Source organism: Desulfatibacillum aliphaticivorans DSM 15576, assembly GCF_000429905.1.
GTDB classification, from domain to species: Bacteria; Desulfobacterota; Desulfobacteria; order Desulfobacterales; family Desulfatibacillaceae; genus Desulfatibacillum; species Desulfatibacillum aliphaticivorans.
In genome coordinates, this window is sequence record NZ_AUCT01000001.1 from 17,303 (window position 1) to 31,418 (window position 14,116).

16 protein-coding genes, 1 tRNA gene and 1 pseudogene are annotated in these 14,116 nt (G+C 54.1%); 3 read left to right on the forward strand and 15 right to left on the reverse strand.

From position 1 onward, the window contains the following. The first annotated feature begins 13 nt into the window (after positions 1-13). The 3 genes and pseudogenes from G491_RS0100080 to tnpA all read left to right on the forward strand — a co-directional run bounded on the left by G491_RS0100080 (position 14) and on the right by tnpA (position 3,371). A complete protein-coding gene (locus tag G491_RS0100080; protein ID WP_028313135.1) occupies positions 14-766 on the forward strand; it encodes an enoyl-CoA hydratase/isomerase family protein in 753 nt (250 codons plus the stop codon). A 21-nt stretch (positions 767-787) separates the two neighbouring features. Next, positions 788-2,596, forward strand: a complete 1,809-nt coding sequence (locus G491_RS0100085) for an acyl-CoA dehydrogenase family protein (protein WP_028313136.1) — start codon at positions 788-790, stop codon at positions 2,594-2,596. Positions 2,597-2,943: 347 nt separating this feature from the next. After that, positions 2,944-3,371 (forward strand): annotated as a pseudogene (gene tnpA, locus G491_RS34815) (IS200/IS605 family transposase). 192 nt (positions 3,372-3,563) lie between these two features. Here tnpA and G491_RS0100095 read toward each other — a convergent pair. The 15 genes from G491_RS0100095 to kdsA all read right to left on the reverse strand — a co-directional run bounded on the left by G491_RS0100095 (position 3,564) and on the right by kdsA (position 14,001). Continuing rightward, positions 3,564-3,649: transfer RNA gene (locus G491_RS0100095), tRNA-Leu, on the reverse strand. 11 nt (positions 3,650-3,660) lie between these two features. Next, complete coding sequence (gene secG, locus G491_RS34820) at positions 3,661-4,110, reverse strand: preprotein translocase subunit SecG (protein WP_028313137.1); 450 nt, start codon at positions 4,108-4,110, stop codon at positions 3,661-3,663. Positions 4,111-4,168: 58 nt separating this feature from the next. Next, positions 4,169-4,930, reverse strand: a complete 762-nt coding sequence (tpiA, locus tag G491_RS0100105) for a triose-phosphate isomerase (RefSeq protein ID WP_028313138.1) — start codon at positions 4,928-4,930, stop codon at positions 4,169-4,171. Further along, positions 4,930-5,949 (reverse strand): type I glyceraldehyde-3-phosphate dehydrogenase, encoded by a 1,020-nt coding sequence (gene gap, locus G491_RS0100110; RefSeq protein WP_028313139.1) that lies wholly within the window; start codon positions 5,947-5,949, stop codon positions 4,930-4,932. Before gap ends, tpiA begins: the two co-directional genes overlap by 1 nt. Next, entirely contained in the window at positions 5,849-6,421 is a 573-nt protein-coding gene (rimI, locus tag G491_RS28780) for a ribosomal protein S18-alanine N-acetyltransferase (RefSeq protein WP_051326915.1), read from the reverse strand. Before rimI ends, gap begins: the two co-directional genes overlap by 101 nt. 1 nt (position 6,422) lies before the next feature. Next, positions 6,423-6,842: a PTS sugar transporter subunit IIA gene (locus G491_RS0100120; RefSeq protein ID WP_012610492.1), complete on the reverse strand. Its 420-nt coding sequence runs from the start codon at positions 6,840-6,842 to the stop codon at positions 6,423-6,425. Positions 6,843-7,086: 244 nt separating this feature from the next. Then, the gene (gene rapZ / locus G491_RS0100125) at positions 7,087-7,950 is read right to left on the reverse strand and encodes an RNase adapter RapZ (protein WP_028313140.1); all 864 of its coding nucleotides are present in this window, start codon (positions 7,948-7,950) and stop codon (positions 7,087-7,089) included. A gap of 2 nt (positions 7,951-7,952) precedes the next feature. Further along, entirely contained in the window at positions 7,953-8,411 is a 459-nt protein-coding gene (locus tag G491_RS0100130; protein WP_012610494.1) for a PTS sugar transporter subunit IIA, read from the reverse strand. Positions 8,412-8,436: 25 nt separating this feature from the next. Further along, positions 8,437-8,979: a ribosome hibernation-promoting factor, HPF/YfiA family gene (hpf, locus tag G491_RS0100135; RefSeq protein WP_012610495.1), complete on the reverse strand. Its 543-nt coding sequence runs from the start codon at positions 8,977-8,979 to the stop codon at positions 8,437-8,439. A gap of 193 nt (positions 8,980-9,172) precedes the next feature. Next, on the reverse strand, positions 9,173-10,633 hold the full coding sequence (rpoN, locus tag G491_RS0100140) for an RNA polymerase factor sigma-54 (RefSeq protein WP_028313141.1): 1,461 nt from the start codon (positions 10,631-10,633) through the stop codon (positions 9,173-9,175). 92 nt (positions 10,634-10,725) lie between these two features. After that, positions 10,726-11,448, reverse strand: a complete 723-nt coding sequence (lptB, locus tag G491_RS0100145) for an LPS export ABC transporter ATP-binding protein (protein WP_028313142.1) — start codon at positions 11,446-11,448, stop codon at positions 10,726-10,728. Positions 11,449-11,451: 3 nt separating this feature from the next. Next, positions 11,452-12,060, reverse strand: coding sequence for an LptA/OstA family protein (locus G491_RS0100150; RefSeq protein WP_028313143.1), 609 nt, complete (start codon positions 12,058-12,060; stop codon positions 11,452-11,454). A 1-nt stretch (position 12,061) separates the two neighbouring features. Next, the gene (lptC, locus tag G491_RS0100155) at positions 12,062-12,580 is read right to left on the reverse strand and encodes an LPS export ABC transporter periplasmic protein LptC (RefSeq protein ID WP_168161160.1); all 519 of its coding nucleotides are present in this window, start codon (positions 12,578-12,580) and stop codon (positions 12,062-12,064) included. A 25-nt stretch (positions 12,581-12,605) separates the two neighbouring features. After that, positions 12,606-13,142 carry a KdsC family phosphatase gene (locus G491_RS0100160; RefSeq protein WP_028313144.1) on the reverse strand — a complete coding sequence of 179 codons (537 nt, stop codon included), beginning with the start codon at positions 13,140-13,142 and terminating at the stop codon, positions 12,606-12,608. A gap of 37 nt (positions 13,143-13,179) precedes the next feature. Beyond that, on the reverse strand, positions 13,180-14,001 hold the full coding sequence (kdsA, locus tag G491_RS0100165; RefSeq protein ID WP_028313145.1) for a 3-deoxy-8-phosphooctulonate synthase: 822 nt from the start codon (positions 13,999-14,001) through the stop codon (positions 13,180-13,182). Between the last annotated feature and the right edge of the window lie 115 nt (positions 14,002-14,116).

A 14,116-nucleotide genomic window follows, 5' to 3' on the forward strand; every position in this document is an offset into this window, starting at 1 on the left:
GGAAAGGAATTCCATGAATTTTGAAACCTTGCTTTTTGAAGAAAAGGACAACATCGGGCTTTTAACCTTGAACAGGCCCAAGACCGTCAACGCCTTGAACCAAAAAATGATCGAGGAGCTGCACGCCTTGTTCGACGCCCTGGAAGCCAATGAGAGCATTCGGGTTTTGGTTCTCACGGGAGCCGGCGAAAAGGGCTTTTGCTCCGGCATGGATATGAAGGAATCCGCGGCCCAGCTTTTTGAGGCGACCCCGGCCCTGATTTACAAGCATCAATCCCTGGCCTCCAGGTTGTTTTACAAAATGCGGCGCCTCCCCCAGCCGATTATTGCGGCGGTTCACGGAGCCGCCTCCGGGGCCGGGTTCAGCTTCGCCCTGGCTTCGGACGTGCGCATCATTACCCCCCACGCCCGTTTTAACGCGGCGTACATCAATATCGGCCTTGGCGGCGCCGACTTGGCCAGCAGCTATTTTCTGCCCCGGCTGATCGGTTCGGGACGCGCCAATGAGTTTCTGCTTACCGGCGATTTTATGTCCGCTGAAGAAGCCATTCAACTGGGGTTCGCCAGCCGGATGGTTGAAAAGGAGAACCTTGTTGATACGGCCTTGGAAATTGCCGGAAAGATGGCGTCGAAAAATCCCCTGGGTTTGAAAATGACCAAGGAGGCCATCAATCAGAACCTGAATGCGGGTTCCTTGGAGCAGGCCCTTCATGTGGAAAACCGGAACCAGTCGTTTCTTATCGCGTCCATGAAGCTGGGCGCATAATCAATTTTTCGAGAGGGAAAAATGGCGAGTAAATTCGTAAGCAAGAGGAATATCGACTTTTTATTATACGACGTCTTTAACGTGGATGAGCTGACCCGGTTCGACTACTACAAAGAGCACAACCATAAGGTGTTTGACATGGTCGTTTCGTCCGCCGTGCAATTGGCCAAAAACCTTATGCGGCCAATCCTGGAAGAAATGGACGTCACGCCACCGGAACTGGTGGACGGCGAGGTGAAGGTTCACCCCAAGGTGAAGGAAATCATGAAGGAATGCGGCGAGGGGGGCTGGATTGCGTCCAACTTTCCCCTGGAATACGGGGGAGATCAGTTTCCCCTGACGCTCACCAACATGTCCCGGTTCATCTTTGCCGCCGCCAATTACTCCGCCAGCGTGTATTCCGACGCCAACGCAGGCGCCGCCCATTTGATCATTTCCTTTGGGGATAAGGCGTTGCAGGAGACCTATCTGGACAAACTGATTCAAGGAGAATGGCAGGGAACCATGGCCCTGACCGAGCCCCAGGCCGGCAGCTCCTTGTCGGACATCACCACCACCGCCTATCCCACGGACGAGGGGTATTATAAAATCCGGGGGCATAAAATATTTATCTCCGGCGGGGATCACGACGCCCTGGACAACATCGTCCACCTCATGCTGGCGAGGATTGACGGAGCGCCGGCCGGGACCAAGGGGATCTCCCTTTTTGTGGTTCCCAAAAAACGGGTGGAACCGGACGGATCGCTTGTTTTCAACGATGTTGTCTGCTCAAGCGTTTATCATAAGCTGGGCTACAAAGGCATGCCCCTTACCGAGCTGAGCATCGGAGAAAAAAACGACTGCCGCGGCTATCTGATAGGAGAGCCTCACAAGGGGTTGAAATGCATGTTCCAGATGATGAACGAAGCCCGGATTGAAGTGGGCCTGGGCGCAGCGGGCATTGCAACAGCGGCCTATTACGCTTCCCTGGAATACGCCAAGGACCGCCCCCAAGGGCGGAGGATTACGGAAAAGGACCCTACGCAGCCCCAGACGCCCATCATCAATCATGCCGACGTGAAAAGGATGCTTTTACTCCAAAGGTCCATTGTGGAAGGCTCCCTTTCCCTGTTGACCCAGTGCGGCATGTATTACGACCTGGCTCTGGTTGCGGACAATGAAGAAGACAAGGAAAAATATCATTTGCTGCTGGAGATTTTAACCCCCATAGCCAAAAGCTTTCCCTCTGAAATGGGAGTCCTTTCCGTGAGCAACGGCCTGCAATGCTTCGGCGGATACGGGTATTGCGATGATTTTCCCATAGAGCAGTATTATCGGGATATCAGGATTCATCCCATTCATGAAGGCGCCACGGGCATTCAGGCCATGGACCTTTTGGGGCGCAAAGTGCTGATGAAAAACGGCAAGGCGTCCATGTTTTACAACCAGGAAGTCCAAAAAACCATCGACGTGGCCAAAGGCGTAAAGAGCCTGGAGCCCTACGCCGTCAGGTTGGACGAGGCCATGCATCAGTTACAGCAGGTTACCATGCATCTGCTTGGCGTGGCCCAGGAAGACGGGCCGGAGGTGTTCCTGGCCGACGCCAGCCTGTACCTGGAGTATTTCGGGCGTATCGCAGTCGGGTGGCAATGGCTGTTGCAGGGAATCGCCGCCCAAACCAAGCTGGAGAAAGGGCCTTCAAAGAAGGAGGCGGATTTCTATACCGGCAAGGTTTATACCATGCAATATTATTTTCACTATGAACTTTCCAAGATCAAAGGCCTGTCCGAGCGCCTCATGGAAAAGGCGCATTTGTGCGTAGACATGCAGACGGATTATTTTTACGATTAGAAGGATAGCGGCGCCGCGACTCAAAAGCGGGATTGCATGCAAGAAACAGCGGATGCAATCCCGCTGATCCGCCTTTTACCCCCCAAAAAATGCCTCACCTTCACTGCGGCGAACTCCTCAATCAGGCGATTGGCCAGGCTCGCTTTAGGGGTATTGGGTAATTTGGCTCCGGTCACACTGGTTCTTAAAATGGCCAAGCTCGTCTCCTTTTTTGTTTTGACGGGTTTGGGCGTTCCACACGTTTTCCGTACCCGGCGATTACTAGCCTGGAAAAAGGTTAAAACCTCCGCCTTTAGGCGAATGGATTTATCCGTTGGTTACGTGAGTTCAAAGCCCATAAGAGTCCTATGGACTATCGCTATGGGAGTCATACGGTATTCAACATAGAATACCATTTTGTGTGGGTGAACAAATACCGCTGCAAGGCGTTGCATGGTGACCTATCGTTACGAGTTCGGGAACTGGTCCGTCAAACGTTTGAATTGTTTGGAATTCGAATTACCAAAGGGGTGGTGAGCAAGGATCATGTACACATTTTTGTGTCCGCGCCCCCTACACTGGCTCCCAGTGAGATAAGACGAAGGATAAAAGGGCGAAGCGCAACAAAGTTGTTTGAAGAGTTTCCCCATTTGAAAAAGCGGTATTGAGGTCGGCATTTTTGGGTGCGGGGATATTTTGTGTTATCGCGGGCCAAGTTACCGATGAAATGATCAAGAATTATCTGGAGCATCATTTTGAACCCAATCCCGATGATAATTTCAAATTAGAAAGCTAACGACGGGTCTGCGACCCGTATCCGTGCTTTCAGCACTTAAAAAAAAATCCTCCTACTTTTAGCCAGTGGTCGTTTAGTTTATGTATATTTACTTGTAGCTACAACCTCTATCCCTGAAATGAATATCAAATATTTTACATAAAAAAATAGCTTATTTAGTATTAAGCTGAAGTCACCCCTGATATGACGATTTGGTGCCGAAGGCCGGACTTGAACCGGCACGGGCGTGGCCCACTACCCCCTCAAGATAGCGTGTCTACCAATTCCACCACTTCGGCAAGTATGTCTTTTATTCGGCTGCAGGAGCCGGTGTTGCTTCCGCTGCAGGCGCGGCCGGCGCCTCCTCAGCGGTTGCCGCTGCAGCTTCCGACGCGGGAGCGGCTTCTTCCGCCGCCTGGGCTGCAGCATCTGCTTCAGCCTTCAAGTCATCCACAACAACGTCTGTGGGCATTGCCTGATCCATCTCCTCCTGGGTGATGGGCTCGGGCGCAACCGCTCTTCTTTCCATGGCGCTGTCGGACGGAATCGCCAGGAACAAGGAAGTGCACATGAACAAAACCGCAGCCACCGTGGTGCCTTTGCTCAGGAAGCCTGCGGGGCCTGAACTGCCGAACACGGTCTGGCTGCTTCCTCCGCCAAAGGCGGCGCCCATGTCGGCTCCTTTGCCTGTTTGCAGAAGAACAATCAGGATGAGCGCAATACAAACAACAATGTGGATCACGGTAACGAGTATCGTCATGATTTCCTTTTCCGCCATTTATACGGATTGGCGGCCTTCCTTTGGTTTTGCGGCCGTTTTATTGGAACTTGACTATTTGCGAGAAAGTCTCAGGATCCAAGCTGGCGCCGCCGACCAGTCCTCCGTCAATATCCGGCTTGCTCATCAACTGGGCGATGTTGGCCGGTTTGACGCTCCCCCCATACAATATGCGTGTGGATTTGGCAAGATCTTTTCCTAACAATTCAGCCAAAACCTTGCGGATAAATGCATGGGCTTCCTGGGCTTGATCATCGGTTGCGGTTTTGCCGGTGCCGATGGCCCAGACAGGCTCATAGGCGACCACCAAGGCGTCCTCCCCCGAGCCGGGAAAAATGTCTTTTAGACCGTCTTTGAGCTGTTTGTCAAGCACATTCAGCGTTTTTTCCTGATCTCTTTCCTCTTCCGTCTCGCCGATGCACAAAACAGCCTTCAAACCCGCCTCCAGAGCGGCCTTGATCTTCTTATTCACGGTTTCGTCGGTCTCGCCGAAATACTGGCGCCGTTCCGAGTGGCCGATGATCACGTGGGAGCACCCCGCAGCCTTGAGCATAGGGCCGGAGAGTTCGCCCGTATAGGCGCCTTCGGTCTCCCAGTGCATATTCTGGGCGCCCAGGGCGACGGCGCTTCCCTCCAGGGCTTGCGCTACGGGAACCAGACAGGCGAAGGTGGGGGCGATCATCACGTCCACGCCTTCTACGCCCTTGACCAGTTCAGCCAGGGCGGCCGCGTCGCGGGCGGCCTCCTGGGGAGTCTTGAACATTTTCCAGTTTCCGGCGATAAGCGGCGTTCTGGCGTCCATTAGCATGCCTCCGGCAAGGATTTACCTACCATTTCAGCAAGATCGGCTACGCGGTTGGCGTATCCCCATTCGTTATCGTACCAGGAGCACACCTTTACCATGTCGTCGATGACGTAGGTCAGGCCGGAGTCGAACGTAGAGGAAGCCGGGCAGGTGACGAGGTCCGTGGAGACCAGGGGCAGGTCGTCGGAATAATCCAGGATGCCCTTGAGTTCGCCTTCGGCGGCCTTTTTCATGACTTCGTTGACTGCTTCCACGGAGCCCGGGGCTTTTTCCACGTTCACCACCAGGTCCACAATGGAGACGTCCGGGGTGGGGACGCGAATGGCGAAGCCGTTCAGCTTGCCTTCCAGTTCGGGGATGACCAGAGCCACGGCCTTGGCGGCGCCCGTCGTGGTGGGGATCATGGACAGGGCCGCGGAGCGGGCCCTGCGGAGATCCTTATGAGGAGCGTCCAGCAGCCTCTGGTCCGAGGTGTAGGCGTGGGTGGTGGTCATAAGGCCCTTTTTGATGCCGAAATTCTCCATGAGCACCTTGGCCACGGGGGCCAGGCAGTTGGTGGTGCAGGAAGCATTGGAGATAATATCGTGCTTGGCCGGGTCGTATTCGTTCTGGTTCACGCCCAGGACGATGGTCACGTCGGGTTCTTTGGCCGGAGCGGAAATGATGACTTTCTTGGCGCCGGCTTTCAGGTGTTTGGCTGCATTTTCACGGTCCCGGAACAGACCGGTGCACTCGCAGGCGATGTCCACGCCGTAGTGTTCCCAAGGCAGAAGCGCCGGATCCTTGACTGTGGATACGGGAATGACTTTTCCGTCCACTTCAATGCTGGCGTCTCCGGCTTTCACTTCGCAGTCCAGTTTGCCGTGGGTGGAGTCGTATTTCAACAGGTGGGCCAGGGTTTTGGTATCCATCAAGTCATTGATCGCCGCCACTTCCAGGGAAGGATGGGCCAATGCAGCCCGAAAAAGAAGACGTCCTATCCGCCCAAAGCCGTTGATTGCAATTTTCGTGGTCATAATGCCTCCTTGGGATTTTTTTTTGCATCACCAGGGCAGCCTCCCTGGTTTCCGGATAATAGTTAGGCCGTTTGCCGCAGCAGGCGAATCCCGCCTTTTCATATAAAGCCGCGGCGGCGGCGTTGGATTCTCTCACCTCCAGGAGGGCGGTTTCCGCGCCCAGGGCCGAAGCCATGGCGCAGACGGCCTCCAGAATCCACAAGCCAACTCCCCTGCCCCGGAACTCCGGAGCCACCGCAATGCGCATCAGATGCATTTCATCCATCAAAATGCGGATGCAGCAATACGCAATAATATCGCCGTCCGCATGGTCACCCTGGAGCTTGGCCGCCACGCATCGGGCGTCGGGGAGCTTCAACTCACTCTCAAAATAGGGGCGGGGCCAGGGGAACAGGAAACAGTCCCCGTCAACCCGGCATATTTCATCTAAATCCGCCGGGTCCATCGCCTCCAGGGTTATGGAACAATTCATATTAGCCGGTTTTGTTGCCCTTTAATATACCGCTCGCCAGGCAAATGCTCTTCTTGCCGTACGCCTCAACTTCCTGGGCCAGCTCCCTGATGTGTTTGCCCTCTTTTTGCCGGGTCTTGACGGCCCTCAGGAGAACGGGAAGATTGACTCCGGACATGACTTCCACACGTCCTTCCTCCAGGAAGGAATAACTCAGGTTGGAAGGAGTTCCCCCGAACATGTCCGTCAGGATGAGGACTCCCTCGTTTTGATTGACGTTTTTGATGGCCTTGGCGATATCATCCCGCAGCTTGGTTGCGGATTCCTTCAAATTGATGGAAACCGCCTGGGCGGACTCGATGGGCGCCCCTAGGACGAACTCTCCGGCGGAGAGCAGGGCGTCGCCAAGTTGGGAGTGGGTTACAACAACAATACCGATCATGATTACTAAGGTTTCCTAAGTGTTTTTCGGCGCCGGGGCGGCGTCGGGCCGCTCCGGTTTGCGTCTTAAAGGACGCAGGATGCCCCGCGATTGCTCGCGGTTTGATTAAGGTTTAAGCCGGAAAAAGGTAACTATACGGCGCCAAGCAAAGGCTTTGCAAGACCCAATTCCGGCGGGGCCTAAAAAATAAACAGGCCCGGACGGGCCAGAACATTTTCACGTATCGGACTAAAAAGCAAGGACTTTACCGTTCAATATCCCGGTGCGAAAGGGATACATTCGAGAAAAGACCCTTTAAATGCTCATAAACTATGCCGGCCACGGACACCGACCGATGCTTTCCGCCCGTGCATCCAACGGCCACGGTCAGGTAGGCTTTCCCCTCTTTTTGGTACCGGGGCGCCAAAAAATCCAGCAGGTCGATAAACTTTTTCAGGAACTCCTGGGTCACGGGCTTTTCCAGCACAAACTCCTGCACAGGGGCTTGCAGTCCGGTCAAATTCTTTAATTCCGGCACAAAATAAGGATTGGGCAAAAACCTGACGTCCATGACGAGGTCGGCGCCCCGCGGAATGCCGTATTTGAACCCGAACGAAAGCACGCTGATCTGGATCGACTTTCTTTCGTTTTTTTGGGCGCCCATCTCTTGAATCATGGCTTTAAGCTGGTGGACGTTCAAATTGGACGAGTCCACCACCCGGTGAGCGATGCTGCGCAACGGCTCCAAAACCTGCTTTTCCAGGCGAATGCCCTCAAGGAGCCCTTTGTCCTTGGACAGGGGATGCTGGCGCCGGGTTTCCGAGTATCGCCGAATCAAGGTGTCTTCGTCCGATTCCAGAAAAATGATTTCAAAGGCGTAGCCCTGGTCTTCCAGATCCTTGAAAACGTTTTCAAAACGGGAGACAAAGCCTTTTTCCCGCAGATCCATAACAAAGGCGAATCGCGTCACCTCGGACACGGTTTGGTTCTGCAATTCCAGAAACTTGGGCAGCAAGGCCACGGGCAGGTTGTCGACGCAAAAGAATCCCGCATCCTCAAGGGCCGCCAGGGCCGTGCTTTTACCGGACCCGGACAGACCCGTGATGATGACGATTTTAAGGCGTTCCACGATTAGAACTCCTGATCCACTTCTCCGATGGCTTGAGCGACCTCCTGGGGGGAGTCGCAACCCATCAAGCGTTTGCGGAACTCTTCGTTACGTAAAAGCCGTGAAATCTGAGCCAGCATGGTGAGATGCAGCCCGGCGGAGTCCGTCGGGACCGCCAAAAGGAAGAAAATATTGGTGGGTTTTCCGTCGATGGATTCAAAATCCACCCCCTGCCGGCTGATGCCGAAACCCAGATGGAGTTTGCTCAACTCCCTCATTTTACCGTGGGGAATGCCGATTCCGTTCCCCACGCCGGTGCTTCCCAGGCGCTCTCTATCCAGCAGCACCCGGACCATATCCTCAACCTTGACCCCGGCGGCTTGGGCCACCGGGGCTGCCAGTTCCTCTATAATCCCCTTCTTATCCCGGGCCTGCAGATCGCACAGCATGCACTCGGGAGTGATGTTATCAAGAATTTTCATAAATTAAATCGCTTCGCAACCTATTCTACATCATGGGCTCGATGAGGCCCAGGTTGTTTCCTCTTCTCCGGTAAAGCACGTTTACCTGGCCTGTTTTTGCGTTAGTGAACACCATAAACTGATTGTCCACCAACTCCATTTGCAGTACGGCTTCTTCCACATCCATGGGTTTGTAATCGATGGTTTCCACACGGATGGTTGTCTCTAGAGGTTCGTCGTCCGATTCCAAAGCGCTAATGGCGCCCTCCTCTCTCAGGCGGGCCTTGCCCCGGGACGCGTCCCGGCGCTTTCGGACTTTTTGCTTTCCCTTTTTAATTTGTTTTTCCAGCTTATCCAATACCTTGTCTATGGAGGTATACATGTCGCCGGTCTCTTCCTTTCCATTTATCGTGAGCCGGTCGCCCGCCACATTGATTTCCGCAATGTGGCGATGCTTCTCCACAGTCAATACCACGTTTGCCTCGGCCGGATTGTCCAGGTACTTGTCAAACCTGTCCAATTTTTCGCTAGCATAATCTCTCAAAGCGTCGGAGGGATCCAGGTTTTTAAAAGTAACCGATGTGTGCATAGGAACAACCTCCCTTATTTCGGTTGCGCGGGCTTAGCCCGCTTGTTGTACCAGCCGGCCTTGTTCCTGACCGGCTTCAAAGTAAACCCTTTTAAGCAAGGATTTGGGGCATTTGGCCGATGCCTGTTAAATGGTTGAATTAGATTTCTTTAGACTCCTTTTCAAAGGGACAACTAGGTTAACAAATTCGCCGTCAGGCCAGTTTCTTGCGCTTGCTGGAAGGAAGAATCCCCAGCATCTCGCGGTATTTGGCTACTGTACGGCGGGCGATCTGAATATTGTTATCCTCCAGCATGGAGGCTATCTTGTCGTCGGAATACGGCTTTTTCGGATTTTCGCCCTTGATGATCTGCAAAATCCGCTCTTTCACGCTGGCCGAAGCAATGGCGCCGCCGTTCACCCTATTGATGGAGCTGTTGAAAAAGTATTTCAGTTCGAAAATCCCCTGGGGCGTGTGGGCGTACTTATTGGTGGTGACCCGGCTGATGGTGGACTCATGCATCTCGATGTCCTCGGCCACGTCCCGCAGCACCATGGGCTTTAGGTGGGCGATGCCCTTTTCCAAAAACGGCCTTTGGAATTTCACGATGCTTTCCATGACCTTATAGATGGTGCGCTGCCTTTGGTGGATGCTTCGGATAAGCCAGGCCGCGGACCGCAGCTTGCCCTGGACGTAATTTTTCGTCTCTTCGGGCAGATTGGCTTCTTTTTGCAGAGCCTGCTTGTAAAAGTTGCTCACATGCAGCTTGGGCAGGCCGTCGTCGTTCAGGACGATTTCAAAATTGTCCCCGACCTTATATACGAAAATATCGGGTACAATGTAATGCGGCTCTTCGTCGGAAAACTGGCGGCCCGGCTTGGGCTCCAGACCCATGATAAGGCGGACGGCGGCAAGCACGTCGTCCATGGAGATGCGCAAGGCCGAAGCAATGGCCTTGTAGTTTTTATTTTGCAGGTGATTGAGGTAATTGCAGACAATCTGCTCCAGCACCGGATCTTTGATCTGAAGGTGGCGAATCTGGATCATGAGGCATTCGCTCAGATTGCGTGCGCACACGCCCACCGGATCCAGGGTATGCATTTGCTCCAGGACCTTTTCCACCAGTTCGGGCTCTTCTCCCATGGCCAGGGCGATTTCCTCAACCGTGGCGTCCAGGTATCCGTCTTTGTTCAGGTTGCCGATAATCATCTCTCCGACTTCCTGGTCTTTGGAATCGGAAAACTTCAACATGAGCTGCCACAAAAGATGCTCGGACAAGGATTCCTTACGCGCTATGAAGCTCTCGTATTTGGGCGCCTCCCTTTCTTCGCTTTCAAACACCGCAGGCCCGGGAGCGCTGTATTCGTCCATGTAGTTGGACCAATCCACGTCATCCGGCGTGCGTTCTTCTATGACCACTTCCTTTTCTTCGGGCGGAGCCGCCTCTTTGGCGGCCAAATCCATGGGGTCGTCTCTTCTGTTGTCCCCCATATCTTCGTCAGCCCCCCCGGACTCGTCCCCCTCTTCAATGGCGGCGTTCTGCTCCATCTCCTGCTGGATAACGTCCAATAACTCCAAATGGGACAATTGCAGCAGCTTGATCGCCATCTGCAACTGGGGCGTCATGATGAGTTGTTGGGCCAGACGCAGTTGCTGTCGTAGTTCCAGTGCCATTATTATCCTGACTGCCTGATTATTATGCTAATTTTTTTTTCTCGGGGGATGTGACGAGCTTCATCCCGTGCATGTTCTATGCCAAAAGACTATCACAGAGTGAATCCCTCGCCAAGATAAAAACGCTTGGCCACCTCGCTGGAGGCGATTTTTTCCGGCGAACCCGATTCAATCACGGCGCCATGATTTAAAATATAAGCAGTATCGCAAACTTTTAAAGTCTCTCTGACGCTGTGATCCGAAATTAAAACCCCGATCCCACGCTCCGTCAAATGCTTAATGATATTCGATATGTCAATGACGGCCAAGGGGTCTATGCCGGCGAAAGGCTCATCCAAAAGCATGAACAAAGGCTCTGTGGCCAAGGCCCGGGCGATTTCCAGCCGCCTTCTTTCACCGCCGGACAAAAGATAGGCCTTCCGGTCCGCAAGACGGCTGATTCCCAGCTCGTCCATGAGCCCGGCGGCCTTTTTCTCCCGGCCGGACCGGGATAACCTGCCCACCTCCAGGATGGCCATGATGTTGTCCCGCACGCTCAACTTGCCGAACACCGAGCTTTCCTGGGGAAGGTAGCCCAGGCCCTTTCGGGCCCGCACGTACATGGGATCGTCCGTCAGATCCCGCCCGTCCAGAAGAACCTTGCCTCCGTCAGCCTGAATCATGCCCACAGCCATATAAAAGGTGGTGGTCTTGCCGGCGCCGTTGGGGCCCAGCAGCCCGGTCACGGCGCCGCTGGCCACCTCCATGGTCACATGATCCACGGTCATCTTGTTATTGTAGACCTTCACCAGGTCTTCCAAAAGCAAGGTCGCCATGCGCTATTCGCCTTCCTTGGCCGGTTTATCCTTGTTTTCCTCGGATTTTTCCGGAAAAAACTCCGCCTGCACCCCGCCTTCAAAGGTCAACAGGCCGTCCTTGCTTCGGGTGATGATTTCGCCGCTTACCGTGTTTTTTCCCGAAACCACTTTGGCGGGACCGCCGGTCAGCACCAAATCGCCCGTCTTCTGCAAATACAGAGCCTCGTCCGAATGGGAGGTGAAAGCCTCGTTGACAATCTCCACGTTCCCCAGGGCCTGGATTTTTTTCAAGGATTGGGAGGCGGGAAGGCCGCTTTGGACATCGTTTTGCTCCTTTTCCCCCACGTACCAAATTGTCAACTCATTGGCTTTGATGGTGGTCTTGCCTTGCGTCGCGACCACATCCATGGAAAACCAGGCCTTATTCTCTTCCTGATTGGTCACCAGTTTCTGCGCCTTTATTTTGATCGGCCCTTTGGACAGGTCGAACCCGGCCAAAGCCGCCTGATCCGGAGTTTGGGCGCTATTGTCGGCCCACAAAGGCCCCAGGGAGCAGACACAGGCAAAAACGGTAAGCAGAAAAATCTTAATAATGCTTGGCAACAAGCGTTTGTGATTGATGTTCGACATATCAGGAGCCTCCAAGGATAGCGACTACGTTTCCACGAAATTCCGCCTGTTTGTTTTTAAGGTCATATTGCATGGAATCCGCCGTCAAATAAACTGACGGGCCTTTGATTCGCACCCGTCCCGGCGAATAAAGCGACTGTTTTTCATTGGAGTATTCCAATTTGTCGCTGGTCAGGGAGTACGGCTTGTTCGTCGCCTCCACAGCGTGCTTGAGCATGAAGTCATGGGTGAAAAAGTTGACCTCGCCGTATTTGGCCGTCACCTTGGTTTCGGACTTGTCTGCGCCGTATAACATGATGCCGAGATTGTAGAAGCGGCCGCTTTTCCCTAGTTCCGTCAATTCAGCGGAGGCCGCATCCAGCATCCATTCCAGTTTTCCGTCCCTGACCGCCTCGTGGTGGAGTTTGGTCAGCACCATGCCGCCGTCCTCTGATATTTCGGTTTTCTCCACAGTGGTCTGCCCCCCGTCATCCTTCATGTAGAGGCGCCCCACCATGGGGCCGATTATCAAAGCGATCAAGAAGCCCGCCATCAAGTAGATGATGCTAGACTGCAACCTGTTTCTGCGTTTCATCCCATAATCCCTTGGCTTTCAGGATTCCCTCGCAAACTTCCCGTACTGCACCGCGGCCGCCGGGTTTGGTCGTGACCAGCCTGGCGGCATTTATCACGTCTGGATGGGCGTCCGCCACAGCCACGCCCACGCCGACCTTGGACATGATGCCCATGTCCGGTATGTCGTCGCCCACAAAGGCCATGCGTTCAGGCGGAACCTTCATATCCCGGCTGATTTGCTCTATGAGCAGGGACTTGTTTTTCACGCCGTCCCAAAGATGCGTAATGCCCAGGTTTTCGCACCTTTTGGCAAGCGCTTTGGAACTGCGCCCCGTCACAATGCCGGTGACGATTCCAGCCAGTTGAAGCATGCGGATTCCCAGGCCGTCCTTCACGCTGAAGGTCTTGATTTCTCCGCCGTCGTCCCCGTAAGTGATGGACCCGTCCGTCAGCACGCCGTCCACGTCCAGGAGCAAGACATCCACCTGTTCGAGGACATCCCAGTTTTCAGCCGCTCTATCCGGCATGGTTCGTCCCTTCTCCGGGATCGCTCCCGGGCGGAATTCAGGAGGCTGCTTTCCTGATAGCCAATAATTGGGGCAAAATGCTTTCCAGCATTTCCATAGTCAATGAGTTGGGGCCGTCGCACAGGGCTTTGTCCGGGTCCGTATGCACTTCGAAAAAGACCCCGTCCACCCCCGCGGCCGCCGCCGCCCGGGCCAGCAAGGGAACATAGGACCGATCCCCGCCGGAGCAGTTTCCCAGGCCTCCGGGCATTTGCACGCTGTGGGTGGCGTCAAAAACCACGGGAAAGCCCAGATCCCGCATAATGCTGAAATTCCTGAAATCCACCACCAGATTGTTATATCCAAAGCTGCTGCCGCGCTCTGTGAGCATGATGCGCTCGTTGCCCGTGGACAGAACCTTGCCCGTCACGTGCTTCATATCCCAGGGGCCTACGAACTGGCCTTTTTTCACGTTAACGGGCTTGCCGCTATTGCCCGCGGCCGTCAAAAGATCGGTCTGCCGGCACAGAAACGCGGGAATCTGCAGGATATCAAGAACCTCGGACGCCGGCCCCACCTGATCCGGGGAATGCACATCGGAAATCACCGGCAACCCAAGCCGGGACTTTACCTTGCCCAGGATAGCCAGCCCTTGCTCCAGGCCGGGGCCGCGAAAAGAATCTATGGACGTGCGATTGGCCTTGTCAAAAGAAGCCTTGAACACAAAGTTGACGTCCATGTCCCGGACGATTCCCTTTATGCGCTCCGCGATCTCAAGGGTTTTTTCCTCATTCTCGATCACGCAAGGCCCGGCAATGAGGAGCAAAGGCGCTCCCAGGCCCACGTTCATGTTATTTCCGATTGAAAATGTGTTCGTCATAATCTACGGCATCCTTGATCAATGAGCCTGCCAATTGGCGTAAAGTCAATAAACGCAAGGCTTGAAAAACCTTTGACTTGGGTTTATCCTGCTACCCAGGTATTGTCAAGGCGGT

What these genes read in the sequence shown, in the direction of transcription:
- lptB (WP_028313142.1), bottom strand. Translation starts at nt 11,448, where the DNA reads ATGGCGACCTTGCTTTTGGAAGACCTGGTGAAGGTCTACAATAACAAG.
- G491_RS0100160 (WP_028313144.1), bottom strand. Translation starts at nt 13,142, where the DNA reads ATGCCGGATAGAGCGGCTGAAAACTGGGATGTCCTCGAACAGGTGGAT.
- gap (WP_028313139.1), bottom strand. Translation starts at nt 5,949, where the DNA reads ATGACCACGAAAATTGCAATCAACGGCTTTGGGCGGATAGGACGTCTT.
- G491_RS0100130 (WP_012610494.1), bottom strand. Translation starts at nt 8,411, where the DNA reads ATGAAAATTCTTGATAACATCACTCCCGAGTGCATGCTGTGCGATCTG.
- G491_RS0100080 (WP_028313135.1), top strand. Translation starts at nt 14, where the DNA reads ATGAATTTTGAAACCTTGCTTTTTGAAGAAAAGGACAACATCGGGCTT.
- tpiA (WP_028313138.1), bottom strand. Translation starts at nt 4,930, where the DNA reads ATGGACGCCAGAACGCCGCTTATCGCCGGAAACTGGAAAATGTTCAAG.
- kdsA (WP_028313145.1), bottom strand. Translation starts at nt 14,001, where the DNA reads ATGACGAACACATTTTCAATCGGAAATAACATGAACGTGGGCCTGGGA.
- G491_RS0100150 (WP_028313143.1), bottom strand. Translation starts at nt 12,060, where the DNA reads ATGTCGAACATCAATCACAAACGCTTGTTGCCAAGCATTATTAAGATT.
- hpf (WP_012610495.1), bottom strand. Translation starts at nt 8,979, where the DNA reads ATGCACACATCGGTTACTTTTAAAAACCTGGATCCCTCCGACGCTTTG.
- G491_RS0100085 (WP_028313136.1), top strand. Translation starts at nt 788, where the DNA reads ATGGCGAGTAAATTCGTAAGCAAGAGGAATATCGACTTTTTATTATAC.
- G491_RS0100120 (WP_012610492.1), bottom strand. Translation starts at nt 6,842, where the DNA reads ATGATCGGTATTGTTGTTGTAACCCACTCCCAACTTGGCGACGCCCTG.
- secG (WP_028313137.1), bottom strand. Translation starts at nt 4,110, where the DNA reads ATGACGATACTCGTTACCGTGATCCACATTGTTGTTTGTATTGCGCTC.
- rimI (WP_051326915.1), bottom strand. Translation starts at nt 6,421, where the DNA reads ATGAATTGTTCCATAACCCTGGAGGCGATGGACCCGGCGGATTTAGAT.
- rpoN (WP_028313141.1), bottom strand. Translation starts at nt 10,633, where the DNA reads ATGGCACTGGAACTACGACAGCAACTGCGTCTGGCCCAACAACTCATC.